The organism is Yersinia entomophaga (assembly GCF_001656035.1).
In the GTDB taxonomy this organism is placed as follows: domain Bacteria; phylum Pseudomonadota; class Gammaproteobacteria; order Enterobacterales; family Enterobacteriaceae; genus Yersinia; species Yersinia entomophaga.
Genome location: NZ_CP010029.1, coordinates 3,880,854 through 3,900,583 on the forward strand (window position 1 = coordinate 3,880,854; position 19,730 = coordinate 3,900,583).

Sequence of the window (19,730 nt, forward strand, 5' to 3'; positions counted from 1 at the left end):
CCCTAGCTTTTGAGATCATAGGTCTTTGGAATAAAGACCGTGAATAAAGTACCCTGCGGTGGGTTCTTCTCAACGGTGATGGTGCCACCGCTCTGATGAACATAAGTCGCGACCAAATATAAGCCGATACCGTGTTCCTCTGAGTGTTTGGAACTGACACCGCGCTCAAACAGGCTGTCTTGCAGCTCAGGGTCAATACCGCAACCGTGATCGGCGACTTCTAGAATCAACTCATGGCCTTCATCGGATAAATACATTTCAATATTTTTATCTCCATCAGGGTTCTTCAGACTGGCTTCAAAAGCGTTATCCAGCAGGTTACCGATGATTGCCGCTAGCTCATTTTCACCGAGAGTTACAGGCAGTATGCCCAACTGACAGCCGGGAATAAAGGTTAAGCTCAGCCCCAACTCTTTGGCTCGATGGTATTTTCCAAACAACAGTGCCGCAATTTGCCGGTTTTTAAAGGTATCGCGCAGGGTATCAATGAGCGCCTGCTGGGAGGACGATTCGGTTTTTACCATCTCCAGCGCGCGATCAAACTCCTTCATTTGCAATAATCCGCTCAGAGTGGACATCCAGTTGAGATGTTCATGGCGAACGGTACGTAAATTTTCAACATACTGCTTTATCTGGCTGAGCTGTGCGCTGAGGGTATAAATATCATCCTGACTGCGGAAGCTGACCACCCAGCCTTGAAAAATATCATCAGTCCAAATACCGGCACGGTTTGCGATGATATTTAACCCATTAAAGGTACACAACTCATCCTGTCGGTTTCCGCCTTCCCGATCGAGGAAGAAATGATCCGGAGAAACCACTTCGCTAACGCTACGGCCAACCAATTGATATGGCGTGGCTGATACCCGTAACATTTTACGAGCGTTTTGGTTGATTGCCGTGATCTTGCCCTCAGGATCTACCGCCAATAGTCCTTCAAACACCGCCCCAAACAGGGCTTCCTGCTGACGAAGTACCCGCGCGATCTCCTTTGGTTCCATTCCCATCATTTGACGACGAATATGATTGGAAAACAACCAGGCAAGAAACAACAGGGTAATCAAAATAATAACAAAATAACTGGTGAGGGGAGTGAGATAACTCAAACGCCAGTGATCGATTTTACTGATTAGATAGCCGAGGGACACTACGCCGATAACTTTGCCATCGCTATCAAAGATCGGCGTTTTAGCCCGCATGGCTTTCCCCATCGATCCTTTGCCATAGATGATGTAGCTCTCGCCGCGTTCCAGTGCGCCTTCTTTAGTCCACTGCATCGGCAGGCCGATTTTGTCCGGATTAGGATGGTAAAGACGACGGGAATTGGCATCGCCAATCACAATGTAGTCAAAATCGGAGCTGGTGCCTAGCCGTGTAACAATTTGGGCTAAGCGTTGTTGGTCTCGCTGCTTGACCGCAGAAACCACGGAGTCCATAGAGGCAACAATTTTGGCCTGATTCATGGCCATTTTACTGACCTGATTGATCAGATATTGTTCGAAACTATGGGTTAGAAAGCGATCCATTGCCCCGATCAGGATAACGGAGAAAACCAATAGCATTAAAAATATGCGCAGCGGGAAGGCAATGTTCTTTAATCCACGCCATTTAAAAAAATGGGCTTTACCAGAAAGCACGTTATTCACCTTTTATGGCTGAATCAAATAAAACGACGAGTAACATAATTTAAATTAAATGATTAATGCAAATAAAAAATCATTATCTCTAATTAAATCAATTAAAATCATAAAATAAATTATATTTACTAAATTAACTGTGAATTAGGTCAATTAACCGAGAAGTTTTTATGTTTAGCATATATTTCTGAACAGGGCTTTCAAAAAGTAAGAATAAGAATTTATAAGAATTTTAATGCGTTAATTGCATTTATACTTTTAATAAAAAGTCATGATTCATCTGTTAATTGCATATGTTTATTGTGTTTTATTTGTTATTTAATGGTTATTCCAGAGAGAAAATTATGGATAGGGTATTTAGGATAATTAAGCGTTCAGACCATCAAAGGATTGTGGAAATAACGCATTTTTTACGTGAAAACGACTTAAATATTGATACTTCCGTTGAGGTGTTTATTACCGTCTCAGTAGATGAAAGATTGGTAGCCTGCGGTGGAATTGCTGGGAATATTATTAAATGTGTTGCCATTAGCGAGCAGGTGAGAGGGGAAGGGCTGGCGCTAACGCTGGCAACTGAACTCGTCAACCTGGCCTATGAACGGCACCACAGCCACTTATTTATCTACACCAAAATTGAGAATCAGTCCTTATTTAAACAGTGTGGATTCTACCCGATTGCCAGTGTGCCCGGCATTGTGGTGTTGATGGAAAACAGTTCCTGCCGTCTGTCTCGCTATGCGCGCCAGCTCTCGACCTTACGCCAGCCGGGCAAGAAAATAGGTTCCATCGTTATGAATGCCAACCCTTTTACTTTGGGGCATCAATATTTGGTACGGCAAGCGGCGGCGCAGTGCGATTGGTTACATCTATTTTTAGTCAAAGAAGATAACTCTCGTTTTCCTTATCAAGATCGCCTGCAACTGGTACTGAACGGCACAAAAGATATTGCCAATTTAACCGTGCACGCCGGTTCGGAATATATGATTTCCCGCGCTACTTTCCCCTGCTATTTCATAAAAGATCAGGGGGTGGCCGACGATTGTTATACCGAAATCGATCTGAAAATCTTTCGTCAATATTTGGCTCCGGCCTTGGGAATAACTCACCGCTTTGTCGGCACTGAGCCATTTTGCACCGTAACCGCCAAATATAACCGGGATATGAGTTACTGGCTGGAAACCCCCGATTTACCTTATCCGTCCATCGAGCTGGTGGAGATCGAGCGCCTGAAATATGGCGCAACCGCTATTTCTGCCTCGTGGGTACGCAAATTACTGGCGCAGGGGGATAAGGACACCATTAGCAAGCTGGTACCTGCCGCGACCTGCCACTACTTACAACGACTGCTGGCTCAGCCTGCAAAAGCGCCGGTCAGCGCGGTCAACAAATCTGTATTTCAATTAGGTGAATAATGAAAATTATCCGAGAAGCGGTCGCCGGCACTTTGGAGTCGAGCGATGTCATGGTGCGAATTGCCCCCCACGATCTGCCAGAAGTGGATTTGCTGATCAACAGCAGTGTGGAGAAACAGTTCGGAGAAGCCATTCGCGCCAGCGTATTGGCATTACTGGATCAACTGGGATTAACCCAGGTGCAAGTGATTATTGACGATAAAGGGGCGTTGGATTGCGTACTTCGCGCCCGTTTGGAGACAGCCTTGCTAAGAGCCTGTGACCTGCCGCACCTGCCCTGGAGCCAAAAATCATGAAACCAGAGATGAAGCAAAGAATGCGTCGCAGCATGCTGTTTGTTCCCGGCGCCAATGCGGCGATGGTCAGTAATGCTTTTATTTATCAGGCAGATGCCATCATGTTCGATCTGGAAGATTCGGTGATTCTGCGGGAAAAGGATGCAGCACGCCGTTTGGTCTTCCATGCCTTACAGCATCCTTTATATCAGGAGGTTGAAACCATTGTTCGAGTCAATGCGTTGGATTCGCTTTACGGGCTGGACGATCTGGAGGCGGTCGTTCGCGGTGGCACCGATATCGTCCGTTTGCCGAAAACCGATGATGCGCAAGATGTGATTGATATGGAAAGTGAAATTGCACGTATCGAAGCGGAGTGCGGCCGGGAACCCGGCAGTACCGGTATGCTGGCGGCTATCGAATCCGCTCAGGGGATTACTCAGGCGTTGGCGATTGCCCAATCTTCTCCTCGTTTGATAGGTATTGCTCTGGGCGCTGAGGATTACGTGCGCAATTTGCGTACCGAACGTTCCGCAGAAGGTGTTGAACTGTTGTTTGCCCGCTGCTCCATTTTGCAGGCGGCGCGAGCGGTGGGAATTCAGGCCTTCGATACCGTGTATTCCGATGCCAATAACGAAGCCGGTTTTCTACAAGAAGCGGCGTTAATCAAACAGTTGGGTTTTGACGGCAAATCACTGATTAACCCTCGCCAAATCGAATTGCTCCATAACCTATATGCCCCGACACAAAAAGAAGTGCGCCATGCGCAAGCGGTGGTGGACGCCGCTGAAGCGGCAGAAGCCGAAGGGCGGGGTGTGGTTTCGCTGAACGGCAAAATGGTGGATAGCCCGGTGATTGAACGCGCTAGGGCAGTCTTGCAACGAGCTGTGCTTTCCGGTTTACGCGACGAATAAGAGGGAATTAATCATGAAACGCCAACAACGGGTTGATGCCCTAAGTCAAAACCCAAATCTGACCGTCACGTCCTATCGGGAAGCGTCTAAAGCCAATTTGCAGGCTCAAAAACCGAGGGATATCAAGCTGTGTAGCTCACTGGAAAAGGCGATTCGTCGCTCTGGTTTGCAGGATGGCATGACCATTTCGTTCCACCATGCTTTTCGCGCGGGCGATATGACATTGAATCTGGTGATGGATGCCATCGCTGCGATGGGATTCAAAAATCTGACGCTGGCATCCAGTTCTCTGAGTGAGTGCCATGCGCCGCTGGTGGATCACATCCGTAAAGGTGTGGTTAGCCGCATTTATACCTCGGGGTTACGTGGCCCACTGGCAGAGGCCATTTCGCGCGGGTTGCTAGCAGAACCGGTACAAATTCATTCCCACGGTGGGCGGGTCAATTTGATCGAATCCGGCGAGCTGGCGATCGACGTGGCTTTCCTCGGTGTTCCTGCCTGCGACGCGTTCGGTAACGCCAACGGTTACACAGGCAATGCCTGTTGCGGTTCGCTGGGGTACGCCAAGGTGGATGCCGATTACGCCGGTAAAGTGGTGTTATTGACAGAAGTTATTGTTCCTTATCCACATAATCCAGCCAGCATAGGCCAGGATCGGGTTGATCTGATCGTACAGGTGGAACAGGTAGGGGATGCCGATAAGATCGGCGCAGATGCTACCCGTATGACCTCGAATCCTCGGGAACTGCTGATTGCTCGCCGTGCGGCGGAGGTGATCGCTGGCTCCGGCTATTTTAACGATGGCTTTTCTGTGCAAACCGGCACCGGCGGAGCATCGCTGGCGGTAAGCCGCTTCCTCGAGGATAAAATGCGCCGCCGCAATATTAAGGCCGGTTTCGCTCTTGGCGGCATCACCTCCACCATGGTGGACCTGCACGAAAAAGGGCTGATCGAAAAGCTGCTCGATGTGCAGAGTTTCGATCGCATGGCCGCATCCTCACTGGCGAGAAATCCCAATCACATTGAAATCAGCGCTAATCAATATGCCAATTTCAGCTCCAAAGGCGCGTCTGTCGATCGGCTGGACGTGGTGATTTTGAGTGCGCTGGAGATCGATACCGATTTTAACGTCAATGTGTTGACCGGCTCTGACGGTGTGCTGCGCGGAGCCTCTGGCGGGCACTGCGATACCGCCGCGGCTGCACGGCTGGCGATTATCGTTGCGCCATTGGTTCGCGGGCGTATTCCTACGCTGGTTGATGCTGTGACCACCTGCGTTACGCCAGGCTCCAGCGTAGATATTTTGGTTACCGATCATGGTATTGCTGTCAATCCTGCGCGCCCCGAGCTAGCCGAGCGTTTGCAGCAGGCTGGGCTGGAGGTCGTCACTATTGATTGGTTATATCAACGAGCGTTGCTACTCACCGGTCAACCGAAAGCCATTGCTTACACCGACAAAGTGGTGGCGGTGGTGCGCTATCGCGACGGCAGCGTTATCGACGTTGTGCATCAGATTCAGGAATAAGCGATGGATATCTTTTCACCGGGTTTGGCGGCGAATCGGAATATCAGCCTGCCGGAGTTATTAACTAGCCGGGAGGCACGCTATGCCCGCCAGCGAGCATGGCTGATGCGTTATGGCACTACGTTGATTTCACTCACCGTGGTTGCCCCCGGGGCGTTGAAAGACAGCCCGTTAACTCGCCGAATTTTTGGGCGGGCATGGCAAACGGTGACGGAGCTGACGCGGCAACAAGGTTGGGAATCCTTGGCGCAGGAGGCTTTCCCGCTACCGACCGGTTGTGAAGGGTTAATTGCTCTGAATCAACCCGCTGAAGCGGTAAAAGATGCGGCGCTACTGCTTGAGATGAAGCACCCGTTGGGGCGGCTGTGGGATATCGATGTGTTAGATAGCCACGGACGGATTTTGTCCCGTGGGGATGTGGGGTTGGCTCCGCGTCGTTGTCTGTTGTGCAACCGCCCGGCCAACGTGTGTGGTCGGGAGCGAACACATTCAGTGGATGAATTGTTAGTTCAAATGGAGTGGATGCTCGATGCCGCTATTGCCTGTTGATAACGCATTCCCGCTGACTTTTCAGCTACAGGACTATGCCGATCTGGCCTATTTCGCGCTATTGGCTGAGGTCAATCTAACGCCGAAGCCGGGGTTGGTGGATCGCTTTAACACCGGTGCGCATAAGGATATGAATCTGGATGATTTCTATCGCAGCGCCGAGGCTATTGCACCTTGGTTTTCTCGCTTTATCGAGCAAGGGATAGCCACTGAGCACCTGCAGGGAGAGGCGGCATTGTCTGCGCTGCGCCCGCTCGGATTAGCCTGCGAAAATGCCATGTTCCAGGCTACCGGTGGGGTTAATACCCATAAAGGTAGTGTGTTTTCCCTCGGGCTTCTGTGCTGTGCTCTGGGGCGTTTGTCCGCCAGAGGCGTGGCTATCAGCGCAGATGCCGTTTGCCAGGAAGCCGCCCAACTGTGCTGCGGACTGACGGAAAGGGAATTACAACGCAGAAATCTGCAACAAACTGCAGGTCAACGTCTGTTTACTCAACACGGTCTAACAGGGGCCAGAGGAGAGGCAGAATCCGGCTTTACTACCGTATTAACCCACGGATTGCCGGTGTATCAACGCTTGTTAAATCAAGGGATAGATCAGGAGTGCGCCTTGCTGGAAACCCTGCTGCAACTGATGGCGGTTAACGGTGATACCAATGTGGTGTCTCGTGGCGGCATGGCGGGGCTGTACTGGCTGCAACATCAGGCTGCGGAGATTCTGGCTAACGGTGGCATTAAAACGCCATTGGCAAAGGCTCGGCTGCGCCTGTTCGATGCCCAATGTATCGCTCGAAATTTGAGTCCGGGAGGAAGTGCCGATCTGCTGATTTTAACCTGGTTTTTGGCTCATATTCCCGATCGTCCACCTTACAAACACAATAATAACAATGCTATAGGAGTATCTCTATGTTGAAGTCACAAGAGAAGATATGGAAAGCCCTTGCTCCCTTTATTGTTCTAGGGATCTTGTTATTAATTCCCACACCAGAAGGTATGCCACCGCAAGCCTGGCGCTATTTTGCTATTTTTGTTGCCATGATTGTCGGGATGATTTTAGAGCCAATTCCTGCGACGGCGATAAGCTTTATCGCTGTGACGGTCTGCGTATTATCTGCCGACTGGGTGCTATTCTCGCCGGCTGAAGTGGCCGATAGTAGCTTTAAATCCGGTAAAGAAGCGCTGAAATGGGGGCTGGCCGGTTTCTCCAGTACCACGGTGTGGTTAGTTTTCGGTGCCTTTATCTTCGCCCTCGGCTATGAGGCAACCGGATTAGGCCGACGCATTGCTCTGTATATGGTCAAATTTATGGGGAAACGCACGCTGACGCTGGGTTATGCCATCGTCATCATCGATATTCTGCTGGCGCCGTTCACGCCATCGAATACGGCCCGAACCGGTGGTACGGTGTTTCCGGTAGTGAAAAACCTACCGCCGCTGTTTGATTCATTCCCCAACGATCCGTCCTCGCGCCGTATCGGCGGTTATTTGATGTGGATGATGGTTATCGGCACCAGTATCAGTTCTTCCATGTTTGTAACCGGTGCGGCACCTAACGTTTTAGGCATTGAATTTGTTGGTAAAATAGCCGGTGTTCATATTGGCTGGATGCAATGGTTCCTCGCTTTCCTACCGGTAGGCTTGATTTTGTTGATCGTAGCTCCGTGGTTATCTTACGTGCTGTACAAACCGGGCGTGACTAAAAGCAGCGAAGTGTCTACCTGGGCCAATACCGCTTTACAGGAAATGGGTTCGCTGACGCGTAAGGAAATGACGTTAATAGGATTGGTATTGCTGAGTTTGTGTTTATGGGTCTTCGGTGCCAAGGCCATTAATGCGACGGCAGTGTGCCTGCTGGCGGTTTCCCTAATGCTGGCGTTGCAGGTGGTGTCGTGGAAGGCGATTACGCAATATTCGAGCGCCTGGAACACGCTGGTCAATCTGGCGACGTTAGTTGTTATGGCTAGCGGGCTAACTCGTTCCGGTTTTATTGATTGGTTTGCCGATACCATGAGCACGCATCTGGACGGTTTCTCACCCAAAATGACCGTGGCGGCGTTAGTGCTGGTGTTCTACTTCTCACATTATCTGTTTGCCAGCCTGTCGGCACACACCGCAACCATGCTGCCGGTCATTCTGGCGGTAGGGAAAGGTTTGTTCGGCGTACCTATGGATCATCTGTCGATGTTACTGGTGTTATCCATCGGTATTATGGGTGTATTAACGCCTTATGCGACCGGCCCCGGCGTGATTATTTACGGCTGCGGCTACGTTAAATCCAAAGATTACTGGCGATTAGGCGGCATTATGGGGCTGTTATATATCTCCATGCTACTGCTGGTAGGCTGGCCATTAATGAGTTTGTGGATGTAACTCGCAAACAGAAATTACGGGCGTTGGTGTGTATCCAGCGCCCGTTTGGCGTTCAGACTTGCATTCAGTGTTTCATTAAGAGTATTTATGCGAACTTTAACGCCTTATAGCCATGTTATAAAAGTGGTTATGTCGGTGTCAAAGCGCAAACTTAGTGCTAAACGGGTAATTAATCTTTAAAACGCGGCATAAATCACGGCATGTTTATTGTGACCATCCTCCTCAGCTACTACTATAAAATCCCTTTTGGCGATTTGGTCTGATTATCCTGTGAACCCTGTTTTTATTCGGAACTTTGCCTTCTCCTCCATCCCGGCTGTCGGCCTAAATGGTCAGGCACCTTATGAGGGATTACTGGGGAAATGTGATTTTGATGTCCATGCCTATCAGGACAATCTGTTTGCTGTATACGGCATTGCCTTTCCTCCCAGCCTGCAAAAGGCGGTCACCAAGCGGCGAGCGGAGTATCTGGCCGGGCGCTTTGTTGCCAGGCAGGTACTCAATATGCTTGGCCCGAGGGACTACCATTTGGAAAACGGCCCCGACCGCGCGCCCTGCTGGCCAGACGGCATCCAAGGCACCCTGAGCCATAATGACAACCGGGTATTGTGCGCGGCACAAATTATTCCGTTACGCCTTTCTGCCGGCGGTAGTGGCATAGGGTTAGATGTAGAAAGCTGGATTGGTTCGGATCGGATTGACGAAATCTGGCCGGGCATTATTAACGATGCAGAGCACCATCAATTACAACGTGGACCTCTGCCGTTTAATAAAATGCTGACGCTGACGTTTTCTGCCAAAGAAAGTCTGTTTAAAGCGATTTATCCGCAGTTACGCTGCTATTTTGATTTTTTGGATGTGCGTCTGGTGGGATGTTCACTGGAGTCAGGCCGCTTTGAACTGGAGTTATTGCGAGAACTGAGTCCGGAATTTAAGGCAGGGCGTCGTTTTCAAGGCTGTTTTAAATTGATGGAAACTGACGTGCGTACTTTTGTGGCCTATTAACCGCGATTGTCTCCTCTTTTTGCGCCCGTGTTTTTCCTCATGGGTTCAATTAAGCCGAAACCTTGTGGTCTCGGCTTTTTTAATGCCAAAACTAAATCGTTAAGCTCTATGGGCTGATATAAACTGGACTCAGAGTTTCTATTCCTGAAGCTCCGGTGTCTCTGCGTGGGTACGGCAGAAGATGAATTAATGTCTGGCGTCATTCCGAACCCTCTGTTTTAAACGTTTCACACTGGATAATAAATTTACAAGGACACAAGTGGTGTTCATCCTGTCACTGCGATGGGGTAGTCTGGTGTTGTTAATGAATGCTGTTAGCCAATCTCATTCTAGATTTGACTTTTTATTGTTATAGGTAATCATCGAAAAATCAGCGATGTAACTGGAGGTTCTCCCTAGGTTTTCCCTTGAATGCTTATAATAAGTTAACATACGTTTTTATCTCCCTGGCTGCTCAACACCTTATAAAATCGCGGAAACAATTAACTCTATTGCGATAATTAAAGTGTGTCGGCATTATCCCGAAAAGTATTTCGTCTAAAAATTTTCCTATATAGTGAAAATATAACCTTGATGGATCTGTAAAAGATAGAGTTGTGATTAATATAACGAACGGACATGTTCTTCTTGTTGTTTACTTTGTAAGATTTCCCTCGCAAAGATTGTAATTCAAAATCATCACTAATTAGAACGACTTTCTTTTTTAATCGACTGAATAGTTGATGGATGTTGTTATTGTTTATCGTCATCTCTCTTTCTGGCCAAACCAAAGTGAGTAAATCATCCCTATCTATTAGCTGACCGTTTGACGCATGATTAACCAGTGCGATAAATAATAAATACTCTTTATTCGTTAACTCTACACTACCTTTCAGGCTATACACAATCTTTTCATCTGCCACTACAAAATACATCATAACTACTCCTCCTTAAAATTAGAATGCCCGCAATATATCGCAACAAAAGTAATTTTGTAAGGCTACCCTTGGTTATTGTTTGTTAATATTGATGAGCTTCATATTTTTACCAAATATAACGTAATAAGTTGTTGTTGTAATGCTTTGCTGCTATTTTTTTATATTTCTTTAGCCAGTGTAATTAGCTTATTATTTAATTAAACATAGCGATATTGAGCTTATCTTATTGATCCTTCTTATTCGATTGAACTAATTGTTCAATAATATGAACAAATACATGTGCAAAAATAGAACGCTTGTCCCCTGTGTTTACAGAGTTTCTCTGTCATTTCGAAGATTCAGATATTACTTCATTGCTGCTTTTATCATCAGGTAAGTGTGGGTGAGTAGAGTGATTATCTTCATAAATGACTAAATCCAATAGACGCAGATTTATATTAATCTTGAGCCTGCGTCATTCTGACGTTAACTGCGGCTTAGCATCAATAATAGAGAGTAATATAATTCTTATATTGCTATTCAAGCTGATTATAAAGTATTTAATTTTACACATATAATTAATTAAGTTGCTTATAGATGGTGAGGTTGGTTTGTTGTCTTTATGTAATTAATCACAAAAATAAAATTCAATTACTAAGTATCAAAAAACTATAAATATCGATTAGATTATGTTCGTTAGCTCAAATCAACGGGCTTGAGGTTACCTGGATGAATAAAATGGATGTTCAATGAAAACCTTCAGTTAGACAAAATAAATTCTTTGTTCTTTGTATTTAAAACACCAACGGAATCCGTTAATGGCAGCGAGCAGGATTTATATTTTTGCTGCTTTTATCTGCTTTCTCAGCATCCAAGATCTATTTATCACGAATGGGGAGGGCTATGAAAAATTATCAGGAAAAAGGCTGGTGACGGCCAGATTAAAGGGACGAGGCCGTAATGGCGAATGATCCTCAGTGGTTTAAACAGTACGGAAATCAGAAAAACACGATTGTTCGCTGGCCCGTAAGGCCGTGAAGAACAGGATGGGGAGGGGATATGACGTTAAAGATTCCGACTGATACACAGGCAATTACCTGGTTAATTATTGGCCTTTTTTCAGCTTGGGGAGGTGTTGTGAGATATCTCATGGATATGCAAGGGCACAGGGGGAGTTGGAGTTGGATGGGAATAATAAGTCAGATCATTATTTCAAGCTTCACTGGCCTTTTGGGGGGATTACTCAGCTTTGAAAATGGCAGTAGTCATTACATGACTTTTGCTATTGCAGGCTTATTTGGCACCTTGGGGAGTACGGCGTTGAGTTACCTGTGGCGGCGTTTCTTGGGGAGTCCGGAGAAAAATCGTGGGTAACTTTACTTTTAGTCAAATCAGTCAACGCAATCTACAAGGCATACACCCGGATCTCGTTCGGGTGGTGTACCTGGCACTCAAATTGTCCGAGGTGGATTTTCGCGTTATCGAAGGGCTGCGTGATAGCGCACGTCAACGGCAAATGGTGCTTAATGGCAAGAGCCAAACGCTCAATAGCCGGCATCTTACCGGTCATGCGGTCGATTTGGCGCCTTGGTTCAACAACACGATTCCCTGGAACGATTGGGGAGCGTTTGCTCAGGTTGCAGCGGCGATGAAACAGGCGGCGAAGCAACTACAAATTCCTGTGATCTGGGGCGGTGACTGGACGACGCTTAAGGATGGGCCGCACTTTGAGTTGCCGAGGATGCAGTATCCATGAGTCTGCTCAGTGTTTTGAAACGTGGTCTGCTACTTGCCACGCTATTTGCGGTTTTGGTTGGCGGGCTGTGGGTTGCTCAACTGAAAAAGACCGCGACATTACTGAATTCTGAAAATATCAGTCTGACGCAGCAGAATCAGCTTTATCTGCAACGGTTGCAAGGATATGACCAGCAGATGAAAACACTGGATGAGGCGTTAACCACTAATGCCATAACTCAGCGTCAGGCAGAGGAGAAATATCATGCGATCGAACAACAAATGCGGCGGCTGCTGGCTAATAGCCGCTGCGCTCGGGAGCCTGTGCCTGATGCTGTTATCCGGTTGCAGCAACGAGCACTTGGCCAAAGCCTGCCCGGTGCAGCCAATAGTACCGAAAGCGCTGCTATTGCCCCATGATCCCCCGTTATTTAACGTCACAAAGTGGGGGGACTATCCCGGTTATGTGGAAGAATTAAATCTATCGTTGGCGCGTTGTAATGCAGATAAAACGGCGGTGGCCCAAATAATGTCTCCCCAAAAAGGATAAATCTCTCTTTTAGTCAATTCAGACAAGGGCATTGACTCTATAAGATTGGCAAACATGGATTTACCGATTTTGTACTCAATATCGAGGCGCTGCCGTAAGCATGCCTGGCAAAAGCAGGATAATAGGTTATTGGTTGCGAAAGAAACACGGCGGTTAGGGGCGCTCTTCGCTAGGATGACAGTCAAGCTTACTGCAAAAAGAAATCTATGCTGGCACAAATCCGATGGCAAAAAGTAGGCGCGTTATGTTTCGCTCTTGGTGGGCTGCAATATATTTTTGCTTTCTTTTTTCTTATCAGAACAAGGTTTCATCAAATCGCTTGAAAGAGTACTTAACATAAGTTATCGAGAGCGTGTATATAGTATTATATATGATAACTTACACGCGGGGTGTAACTTAAATAAGGCTGCAGACTTATTAGGTATAAGTTCTGCAACCTTAAAACGTAAGTTGCAAATGGAGAATACAACATTCACAGCAATATTATTAGATGTAAGAATGAACCATGCTTTAAGTTTATTAAGAAATTCATCTCTTTCAATTTCACAAGTGTCTTATAAAAGTGGGTTTTATTCTGTATCGAATTTTTGTTCAAAATTTAAACGATATTTTGGTTTGTCACCAAAGCAAGTTTCGAAGAAATTAACCAAGAACATTAAACTTGAAGTTTTGAAGTTTTGAAGTTTTGAAGTTTTGACATCCTTCCTGCCCTAAATGATAGGGATTCCTACTGCGTTCAGGCTATCACCTGAATTATTTCGGTGGGTTTACTAGAGGCGAGAACAGAGATGCTTAAACTGAAAGCGCAGCCTAAACTTGCTGAGGAAGAACGAGATATTCTGAAAAAGGTAGCGCGGTACTTTGCAAGAGAGCCAGACTAAGGTACCGCTTCATCAACGATCACCAAGATGTCTGGTCGATCGCAGCTACGCGCACCTGGCAAGGCTGGCTCTACATGTTCGTGGTCATCGATCTTTTCTTTGCGTGTAATTTGGTAGGTTGCTCAATGAAACCGACGCTGTCACGTGAACTTGCACTGGACGTATTGCTGATGGCCGTCTGGCGGCGTATACCTGCGGAAAGCGTCATTTTACACAGGATCCCAGAACTGTCAGTATGGTAGCGATGACTGGCAACGGTTCAGCTGGGACAATAACCGGATCCGAGTATAAGTCGACGTGGCAGCTGCTGGGATAATTGCTGTGGTAGAATTGTTCTTCAGCCCCTAAAAAAAGAACGTATCAGAAATCGAATCTCTAAAACCAGAGACATGGCCCAGGCGGATAGCTTCGATTATATCGAATTGTTCTACAACCTTACCGACGCCACCGTCATGTCGAGAGCTTTTAATAACTTTCATTAGTGCTCAGAAAAGCAAGATAATACTTTATTTCAAACTCTTAAAGTGTTTCACCACAGGCCAGTTGTTCAGCGATGCATTTAGGTGTATTCCCTTGGCCTGTCCACGTCCTTTTCTCACCTTTTTCATCGAGATACTCATATTTTTACGGGCTCCGGGGCTTCCTATATTTATGGGTAATGCCAACGCCAGCAACCAATGCTAACGGGTCAGTTCCGTCTTAACTGTGTCTGAAAGTATGGGGATATGCTGTCAATGGAGAACTCAATACCTAGATTGCGGGTATTACCTAAGGCTTCTTTCAGCCAGTTGCGCGCGGTGTCGTCGGAGATCTCCCATACTGGTTCCGTCCCATAGCGTGTGAAGGTCGCTAAGTGGTCGCGCCGCCGTCGTGAAAACTGGCATCGAGCAGAGGTATCGTTCTTTTCACAGGCGTATCTTTGCCGTGCGGCCGGGTTTACCGGCCGTATGATTTTTCTGTTTCAAATAGCGCAGGCTTTCGGTATAACCGATGAAAAGCAAAAAACCCGACTAAGTTTCCTTAATCGGGCTTCTCTAATATGGCTCCTCTGACTGGACTCGAACCAGTGACATACGGATTAACAGTCCGCCGTTCTACCGACTGAACTACAGAGGAATCGTGTGAACGGGGCGCATAATATCCAGAGGCACCTGAACTGTCAACGCTAAATTCAGTAGAAATGCGCGTTTGCTCAGCATCTGAGCAAAAAATGCAGATTCGGTTGGAAAAACAAATGCTAGCGTTGAAAAATTCGTCAATATATTGAAATCAGATGAAAAATTACCGTTAGCTCTCTGTCAGCTGGCTTTCCCATCTTTTCAGACGGGCGAGGGGGTCTTGCAAATAAAACCGACAGAAATGGTGATAAACTGCCGGGAAGCGTGAGGCTAAAAGCTCCGGCGCGCTAAAGAAATATTCTGAAAGCACAGCGAAACATTCCGCCGGATCGCTAGCGGCATAGGCATCCATACTGGCTCCCTCAACGCCGACCATATCAATCTCGTCCTGAATATTATCCATTGCGCGGTGTAAATCGAATTCCCACGCCGCGACGTCACGCATGGGAATGGGAGGGACGCCGTTGGAATTACCGCCGTTGCGCATATCCAATTTGTGAGCCGCCTCGTGAATCACCAGATTAAAGCCGGAGAGATCGAAAGAATCTTGAATATCCTGCCAGTTTAAAACAATCGGCCCCTGTTCCCAGCTTTGTCCCGACTGCACCGTTTGGCCGCTGTGCACCAGCCCCAGATCATCCTGCCAGTCGTCTTCTACGATAAATGGGGCAGGGTAGATCAGGACTTCGTGAAAACCATCTAACCACCGCGCACCGAGTTCCATCACCGGCAGAGCAAATAACAGCGCCAAACGAGCCTGCATCAGTGCGGTTAACTCCAAGCCCTGCAAAGGTACCATGCGTTTCTGCTGTAAAATCTGGCTGGCGACGGTGACTAACCGTTGCTGCTCCGCTTCATCCAATGGAGAAAGTAAAGGAATAGCCAGTGCTTCATGCCATTGCATCAGCACTTCCGCTTGCGGTTGATTTGCTTTCCACAGCCACTTCATCATCGTGTCGCTCGCAATGTGATTTCTTGGGTACCAAGGCAGGATGTTGTAAACATGCCGTAAAAAAGAGCATGATGGCAACTATAAGCACGGAGAGATGCCGGAGCGGCTGAACGGGACGGTCTCGAAAACCGTTGAGGGGGAAACCCCTCCGAGGGTTCAAATCCCTCTCTCTCCGCCACTATTCAATCAGTTAGGCGAGATTTTTTCAGCGACCCGCATCACAGTTAGTCTATTGTCGATATGTCGGGCTGCCATATTTATGGGCGACTTCACTTTTTTATTCGGTCAATAGGTGTCCAAAATCAGTGAAATATTATTTCACTCGAGCGCCCGGTAATCGCTTATCCTACGATGTAACACAAATGGCTAGCTGGGCTACGTGCTTGGGTAGTAAAAATGATGAGCGGTGTTTTGTTTATAAGTAAAATCCAATAGGACTACTTAGATTATAGTAGACTTTGAATTTTCATATAACCTATAGCGCGAGCCACGCGGCTACTTAAATATGGACTAAGAGATAATTAACGCTTGGGGGCGAATAAAAAGAATCTCTACAATAGAAGGCGTAGGATTCAAAAACGGCGCGGAAGCGACTAATGAAATCATTCAATCTGGTATCTAACCTACCCTCTTACATACTGATATTTTAGAGGAATAATTACTCAGGCGCTTGACCCGGAAAGCTTACTCAGACAGAAAGCGCACTTGGCTAGATATGCCCGCCCATTGCTGCTGATTTGAAAAATCTGCTGTCGGAAGAATAGGTAAGGAATATCCAGGGCTATTCAGAAAACGTTTAGCGCCCAATCTGGAAGTTTCTGTAACCGCTATAGAAAAAAAGTCTGCTAACAGGCGGTGATATAACTTATCGCTTTAACCTATGGAATTTAATTGCTTATATCACGGTAACTTACTTTACCTTCAAGTTTCTTGGTCTATCTTTGCTAAGCTAAATAGATAAACTAAAGGAGCATAAGAAGATGCAAATTCCCCCTAAACCTCCGAATGAGAACGCTCGTATTGCGACACTGCTCGCTTATAATATTCTTGATACTTCTCCCGAAGAACGTTTTGATCGAATCACTCGGCTAGCAAAACGCTTATTTAATGTCCCTATTGCCTTGATATCCTTGGTTGATGTTAACCGCCAGTGGTTTAAATCCAGCGTAGGTCTGGCCGAGTCGGAAACATCGCGAGATATCTCGTTTTGCGGTCATGCGATTTTGGAAGAGGGGATTTTGATGGTGCCCGATGCGTTAACCGATCAGCGCTTTTGCGATAATCCCTTGGTGATCGATGCACCGGGCATTCGTTTTTATGCGGGTTGCCCGTTAGTGGTGCCAAACGGTAGTAAGCTGGGCACTTTGTGTCTGATTGATGTAGAGCCGCGCTCTTTGGATGAAACCGATCAGCAGCTATTATGTGATCTGGCAAAAATGGCTGAGCAAGAAATTGCCGCGGTACAATTGGCTACTATTGACGAGTTGACGCAGTTGACCAATAGACGCGGTTTCGAAATATTGGCACAACATGCGTTAACTTATTGCGTACATAATAATATTCCGGCCAGCGTCGTGTTTTTTGATCTTAATAATTTTAAAGCGATCAATGATAATTTTGGTCACGCCGAAGGTGATAAAGCTTTAATGACTTTCGCGGACGAACTGCAACTATTCTTCAGTGAGACTGACATCGTTGCCCGCTTAGGGGGAGATGAATTTGTGGCGCTACTGACGGCATCTAGCTGCAAAGATATGGTGGACATACTCAGTCGCTTTAAAATTGCCTTAGAGCAAAGAAATCGTCGTGAACGACGAGGGTATGATATCTGTTTCAGCGTGGGTTATGCTAACTGCGATTTTGATAAGTTCACTACAATAAAAGCATTACTAGCTGTTGCAGATTCTTCTATGTATACACATAAACTAGAGTTACGCGATAAACGGAAATCTCAACATAAGAACTGAGCTAATGTTTCGGTTTTGCTGTCATGGTTTGAATCAACAAGAGTGCAAATATCCTTTGGAACTACGTTATCCTATGGCAATCGTTGGTCTATAAAGATAAAAACAACTGACGTACGCACGAAATATTTAAAATGAACTAAATAAGGTTAATAAATTAGCCAGTATCTCTACTAGAAGGCCTCGCTTGAACGAGGCTTTGTTGTTTAATAAACAGGAATAGTTAATCCCACCCTATTGCATTATTCTCAATCAACAATAGATTACTAATGGCACTTCGGTTATTTCCCTCAACCGGAGGGATGTATTTAGTTATGTAGATCATCGGTCAACGATATCGATGAGACACTCTAGGCCTATCTATAGCAAACAATTTAGCTCCATTTCCCAGTTTTTTTATTCATTGAGATATTTGCACGGTATCGCTCGAAAATTAGCCAGATAGGTCGTGGCTTAACTTGATGAAAATGCATGCAAATTAGGTATTAAGATATACATTATTCATCTATGTTGTTTAAGATTTTACATGTAATATTATTTTGAACCGGCCAATCCAGCACCGTATAGCATAGATAAGAATCGCAATTAATTTTTAATTAAGGAATAGCATCGAATGAAGCAGACATTAAGATATTCGACAATAGCCCTTTCGTTATTCGGTGCTTTAATTTTGACCGGATGTAGCCCGGATAAAAAGAACGATAATCATATAAAAGTTGGTATTAGCGCAGGTATCGATCAGCCTCTTTGGGATGTGGTCAAAAAAACGGCTAAAGATAAATACAATCTCGATGTGGAAGTGGTGACATTTACGGATTATGTCTTACCGAATGAAGCGTTAAGCACTGGCGATATAGATGCTAATTCATTCCAGCACCGGCCTTATCTGGATCGCCAGACTGCGGAGCGGGGCTATAAATTAGCGGTTGTTGGTACTACCTTTGTTTATCCTATTGCTGGCTATTCTAAAAAAATAAAATCGCTGGCTGAATTGAAAGATAATGCTCAGGTTGCTGTACCGAATGATCCAACTAACCTCGGTCGTGCGCTGCTGTTATTACAAAAAGTTGAGCTGATAAAGCTGAAAGATGGCGTTGGTTTACTTCCTACCTCTCTGGACATTACTGAAAACCCGAAAAAATTGAAAATCGTCGAGATTGAGGCCGCGCAGCTCCCGCGTTCACTGGACGATAAAAACGTGGCTCTTGCCGTAATTAACACTAATTATTCGAGTCAGATTGGCCTAACGCCTAAGAAAGACGGTCTGTTTGTAGAAGATAAAGACTCGCCGTACGTCAATATTATTGTCGCTCGTGAAGATAATAAAGACAGCGAGAAAATCAAAAATCTGGTTAAAGCTTATCAAACCAATGAAGTCGTGGCCGCAGCAGATAAAATTTACCATGGCGATGCAGTGAAGGCCTGGTAATAATTTAAGGTGAAAAGTCTGGCTGCTTTAGTCAGTAACTAAAAATAGTATTATAAAAAGAAAAGCACTCACCCATTATTAGGTGAGTGCTTTTTTACTACATGTGTTTTTTAGCGAATGACAAAATGTCTTGTTTGAGGTCGGTTACTTTTTTCTCTGGAGATTTCTTGCAAACTTCAACGACTTTCGGTGTGACTAGCGTGTCAGTTTCCTGGAAATCTACATAGTCACCTTGCTTATATTCCGTGGTGTCATTTAACACCCAAAATACAACTGGGGTGTAAGATTTAGGATTTAAGTCAAGGAACTCTTTACAAGTCATATCTGCGGGAGTCGTTGCTGCGAAGGTGGTTGCAGCAGCGGAGAGTAATAGGCTTGTCAGTGCGATTTTTTTAAATGAATTATTAAACATACTGTTTTCCTTTTTATCTCTACCTTGCCAAGGACAATTTATATTTACGCTAAAAAACCCTTGTTAGCAGGAGTATTCTGAACCCAAATAAGTTCATTGGTCAATATCAG

At 46.0% G+C, this 19,730-nt stretch carries 19 protein-coding genes, 2 tRNA genes and 2 pseudogenes; 17 read left to right on the forward strand and 6 right to left on the reverse strand.

Features of this window, described 5'->3' with window-relative positions:
- Positions 1 to 2 precede the first annotated feature (2 nt).
- The gene (gene dpiB / locus PL78_RS17370) at positions 3 to 1,637 is read right to left on the reverse strand and encodes a sensor histidine kinase DpiB (protein ID WP_071925612.1); all 1,635 of its coding nucleotides are present in this window, start codon (positions 1,635 to 1,637) and stop codon (positions 3 to 5) included.
- Positions 1,638 to 1,981: 344 nt separating this feature from the next.
- On the opposite strand from dpiB, the gene citC reads away from it, so the two are divergent.
- The 8 genes from citC (at position 1,982) to PL78_RS17410 (ending at position 9,684) form a co-directional block, all read left to right on the forward strand.
- Positions 1,982 to 3,049: a [citrate (pro-3S)-lyase] ligase gene (gene citC, locus PL78_RS17375; protein ID WP_064518541.1), complete on the forward strand. Its 1,068-nt coding sequence runs from the start codon at positions 1,982 to 1,984 to the stop codon at positions 3,047 to 3,049.
- On the forward strand, positions 3,049 to 3,345 hold the full coding sequence (citD, locus tag PL78_RS17380; RefSeq protein ID WP_064517531.1) for a citrate lyase acyl carrier protein: 297 nt from the start codon (positions 3,049 to 3,051) through the stop codon (positions 3,343 to 3,345). Before citC ends, citD begins: the two co-directional genes overlap by 1 nt.
- Positions 3,342 to 4,238 carry an aldolase/citrate lyase family protein gene (locus PL78_RS17385; protein ID WP_064517534.1) on the forward strand — a complete coding sequence of 299 codons (897 nt, stop codon included), beginning with the start codon at positions 3,342 to 3,344 and terminating at the stop codon, positions 4,236 to 4,238. Before citD ends, PL78_RS17385 begins: the two co-directional genes overlap by 4 nt.
- A 13-nt stretch (positions 4,239 to 4,251) precedes the next feature.
- Positions 4,252 to 5,763, forward strand: a complete 1,512-nt coding sequence (gene citF / locus PL78_RS17390) for a citrate lyase subunit alpha (RefSeq protein WP_064517537.1) — start codon at positions 4,252 to 4,254, stop codon at positions 5,761 to 5,763.
- A 3-nt stretch (positions 5,764 to 5,766) separates the two neighbouring features.
- On the forward strand, positions 5,767 to 6,312 hold the full coding sequence (gene citX, locus PL78_RS17395) for a citrate lyase holo-[acyl-carrier protein] synthase (RefSeq protein ID WP_064517540.1): 546 nt from the start codon (positions 5,767 to 5,769) through the stop codon (positions 6,310 to 6,312).
- The gene (citG, locus tag PL78_RS17400) at positions 6,293 to 7,222 is read left to right on the forward strand and encodes a triphosphoribosyl-dephospho-CoA synthase CitG (protein WP_064517545.1); all 930 of its coding nucleotides are present in this window, start codon (positions 6,293 to 6,295) and stop codon (positions 7,220 to 7,222) included. The genes citX and citG overlap by 20 nt, the downstream gene beginning before the upstream one ends.
- Complete coding sequence (locus PL78_RS17405) at positions 7,216 to 8,679, forward strand: anion permease (protein WP_064517549.1); 1,464 nt, start codon at positions 7,216 to 7,218, stop codon at positions 8,677 to 8,679. Before citG ends, PL78_RS17405 begins: the two co-directional genes overlap by 7 nt.
- A 270-nt stretch (positions 8,680 to 8,949) precedes the next feature.
- A complete protein-coding gene (locus PL78_RS17410; RefSeq protein WP_064517552.1) occupies positions 8,950 to 9,684 on the forward strand; it encodes a 4'-phosphopantetheinyl transferase family protein in 735 nt (244 codons plus the stop codon).
- Between the two features lie 500 nt (positions 9,685 to 10,184).
- On the opposite strand, the gene PL78_RS17415 is transcribed toward PL78_RS17410, so the two are convergent.
- Entirely contained in the window at positions 10,185 to 10,601 is a 417-nt protein-coding gene (locus PL78_RS17415; RefSeq protein ID WP_064517554.1) for a helix-turn-helix domain-containing protein, read from the reverse strand.
- 1,038 nt (positions 10,602 to 11,639) lie between these two features.
- Here PL78_RS17415 and PL78_RS17420 point away from each other — a divergent pair.
- The 6 genes and pseudogenes from PL78_RS17420 to PL78_RS20025 all read left to right on the forward strand — a co-directional run.
- Positions 11,640 to 11,954: a phage holin family protein gene (locus tag PL78_RS17420; protein ID WP_064517557.1), complete on the forward strand. Its 315-nt coding sequence runs from the start codon at positions 11,640 to 11,642 to the stop codon at positions 11,952 to 11,954.
- Positions 11,947 to 12,336 carry a M15 family metallopeptidase gene (locus PL78_RS17425; protein ID WP_064517560.1) on the forward strand — a complete coding sequence of 130 codons (390 nt, stop codon included), beginning with the start codon at positions 11,947 to 11,949 and terminating at the stop codon, positions 12,334 to 12,336. Before PL78_RS17420 ends, PL78_RS17425 begins: the two co-directional genes overlap by 8 nt.
- The gene (locus PL78_RS17430) at positions 12,333 to 12,734 is read left to right on the forward strand and encodes a DUF2570 domain-containing protein (protein WP_064517562.1); all 402 of its coding nucleotides are present in this window, start codon (positions 12,333 to 12,335) and stop codon (positions 12,732 to 12,734) included. Before PL78_RS17425 ends, PL78_RS17430 begins: the two co-directional genes overlap by 4 nt.
- Positions 12,646 to 12,864: an Rz1-like lysis system protein LysC gene (gene lysC, locus PL78_RS21130; RefSeq protein WP_420822912.1), complete on the forward strand. Its 219-nt coding sequence runs from the start codon at positions 12,646 to 12,648 to the stop codon at positions 12,862 to 12,864. The genes PL78_RS17430 and lysC overlap by 89 nt, the downstream gene beginning before the upstream one ends.
- A gap of 456 nt (positions 12,865 to 13,320) precedes the next feature.
- On the forward strand, positions 13,321 to 13,545 hold the full coding sequence (locus PL78_RS21135; protein WP_420822913.1) for a helix-turn-helix domain-containing protein: 225 nt from the start codon (positions 13,321 to 13,323) through the stop codon (positions 13,543 to 13,545).
- A gap of 86 nt (positions 13,546 to 13,631) precedes the next feature.
- Positions 13,632 to 14,214: pseudogene (locus PL78_RS20025) on the forward strand (DDE-type integrase/transposase/recombinase); the annotation flags it as partial.
- Positions 14,215 to 14,264: 50 nt separating this feature from the next.
- On the opposite strand, the pseudogene PL78_RS20915 reads toward PL78_RS20025, so the two are convergent.
- The 3 genes and pseudogenes from PL78_RS20915 to mtfA all read right to left on the reverse strand — a co-directional run.
- Positions 14,265 to 14,324: pseudogene (locus PL78_RS20915) on the reverse strand (hypothetical protein); the annotation flags it as partial.
- 461 nt (positions 14,325 to 14,785) lie between these two features.
- Positions 14,786 to 14,861 (reverse strand) — tRNA-Asn (locus PL78_RS17440).
- Positions 14,862 to 15,032: 171 nt separating this feature from the next.
- The gene (gene mtfA, locus PL78_RS17445) at positions 15,033 to 15,815 is read right to left on the reverse strand and encodes a DgsA anti-repressor MtfA (RefSeq protein ID WP_064517565.1); all 783 of its coding nucleotides are present in this window, start codon (positions 15,813 to 15,815) and stop codon (positions 15,033 to 15,035) included.
- An 88-nt stretch (positions 15,816 to 15,903) separates the two neighbouring features.
- On the opposite strand from mtfA, the gene PL78_RS17450 reads away from it, so the two are divergent.
- The 3 genes from PL78_RS17450 (at position 15,904) to metQ (ending at position 19,208) form a co-directional block, all read left to right on the forward strand.
- A tRNA-Ser gene (locus PL78_RS17450) sits at positions 15,904 to 15,993 on the forward strand.
- Between the two features lie 802 nt (positions 15,994 to 16,795).
- Positions 16,796 to 17,782: a sensor domain-containing diguanylate cyclase gene (locus PL78_RS17455; protein ID WP_064517567.1), complete on the forward strand. Its 987-nt coding sequence runs from the start codon at positions 16,796 to 16,798 to the stop codon at positions 17,780 to 17,782.
- Between the two features lie 610 nt (positions 17,783 to 18,392).
- Positions 18,393 to 19,208 (forward strand): methionine ABC transporter substrate-binding lipoprotein MetQ, encoded by an 816-nt coding sequence (gene metQ, locus PL78_RS17460; protein WP_064517570.1) that lies wholly within the window; start codon positions 18,393 to 18,395, stop codon positions 19,206 to 19,208.
- Positions 19,209 to 19,305: 97 nt separating this feature from the next.
- On the opposite strand, the gene hdeB is transcribed toward metQ, so the two are convergent.
- Positions 19,306 to 19,620: an acid-activated periplasmic chaperone HdeB gene (gene hdeB / locus PL78_RS17465; RefSeq protein ID WP_064517573.1), complete on the reverse strand. Its 315-nt coding sequence runs from the start codon at positions 19,618 to 19,620 to the stop codon at positions 19,306 to 19,308.
- Between the last annotated feature and the right edge of the window lie 110 nt (positions 19,621 to 19,730).

Excerpts from the sequence above, each read along its gene's own strand:
- citG (WP_064517545.1), top strand. The coding sequence starts at position 6,293 with ATGCCGCTATTGCCTGTTGATAACGCATTCCCGCTGACTTTTCAGCTA.
- citC (WP_064518541.1), top strand. The coding sequence starts at position 1,982 with ATGGATAGGGTATTTAGGATAATTAAGCGTTCAGACCATCAAAGGATT.
- citD (WP_064517531.1), top strand. The coding sequence starts at position 3,049 with ATGAAAATTATCCGAGAAGCGGTCGCCGGCACTTTGGAGTCGAGCGAT.
- PL78_RS21135 (WP_420822913.1), top strand. The coding sequence starts at position 13,321 with ATGGAGAATACAACATTCACAGCAATATTATTAGATGTAAGAATGAAC.
- PL78_RS17405 (WP_064517549.1), top strand. The coding sequence starts at position 7,216 with ATGTTGAAGTCACAAGAGAAGATATGGAAAGCCCTTGCTCCCTTTATT.
- PL78_RS17385 (WP_064517534.1), top strand. The coding sequence starts at position 3,342 with ATGAAACCAGAGATGAAGCAAAGAATGCGTCGCAGCATGCTGTTTGTT.
- PL78_RS17415 (WP_064517554.1), bottom strand. The coding sequence starts at position 10,601 with ATGATGTATTTTGTAGTGGCAGATGAAAAGATTGTGTATAGCCTGAAA.
- lysC (WP_420822912.1), top strand. The coding sequence starts at position 12,646 with ATGCTGTTATCCGGTTGCAGCAACGAGCACTTGGCCAAAGCCTGCCCG.
- PL78_RS17420 (WP_064517557.1), top strand. The coding sequence starts at position 11,640 with ATGACGTTAAAGATTCCGACTGATACACAGGCAATTACCTGGTTAATT.
- citF (WP_064517537.1), top strand. The coding sequence starts at position 4,252 with ATGAAACGCCAACAACGGGTTGATGCCCTAAGTCAAAACCCAAATCTG.
- PL78_RS17455 (WP_064517567.1), top strand. The coding sequence starts at position 16,796 with ATGCAAATTCCCCCTAAACCTCCGAATGAGAACGCTCGTATTGCGACA.
- metQ (WP_064517570.1), top strand. The coding sequence starts at position 18,393 with ATGAAGCAGACATTAAGATATTCGACAATAGCCCTTTCGTTATTCGGT.
- PL78_RS17430 (WP_064517562.1), top strand. The coding sequence starts at position 12,333 with ATGAGTCTGCTCAGTGTTTTGAAACGTGGTCTGCTACTTGCCACGCTA.
- mtfA (WP_064517565.1), bottom strand. The coding sequence starts at position 15,815 with ATGATGAAGTGGCTGTGGAAAGCAAATCAACCGCAAGCGGAAGTGCTG.
- citX (WP_064517540.1), top strand. The coding sequence starts at position 5,767 with ATGGATATCTTTTCACCGGGTTTGGCGGCGAATCGGAATATCAGCCTG.
- hdeB (WP_064517573.1), bottom strand. The coding sequence starts at position 19,620 with ATGTTTAATAATTCATTTAAAAAAATCGCACTGACAAGCCTATTACTC.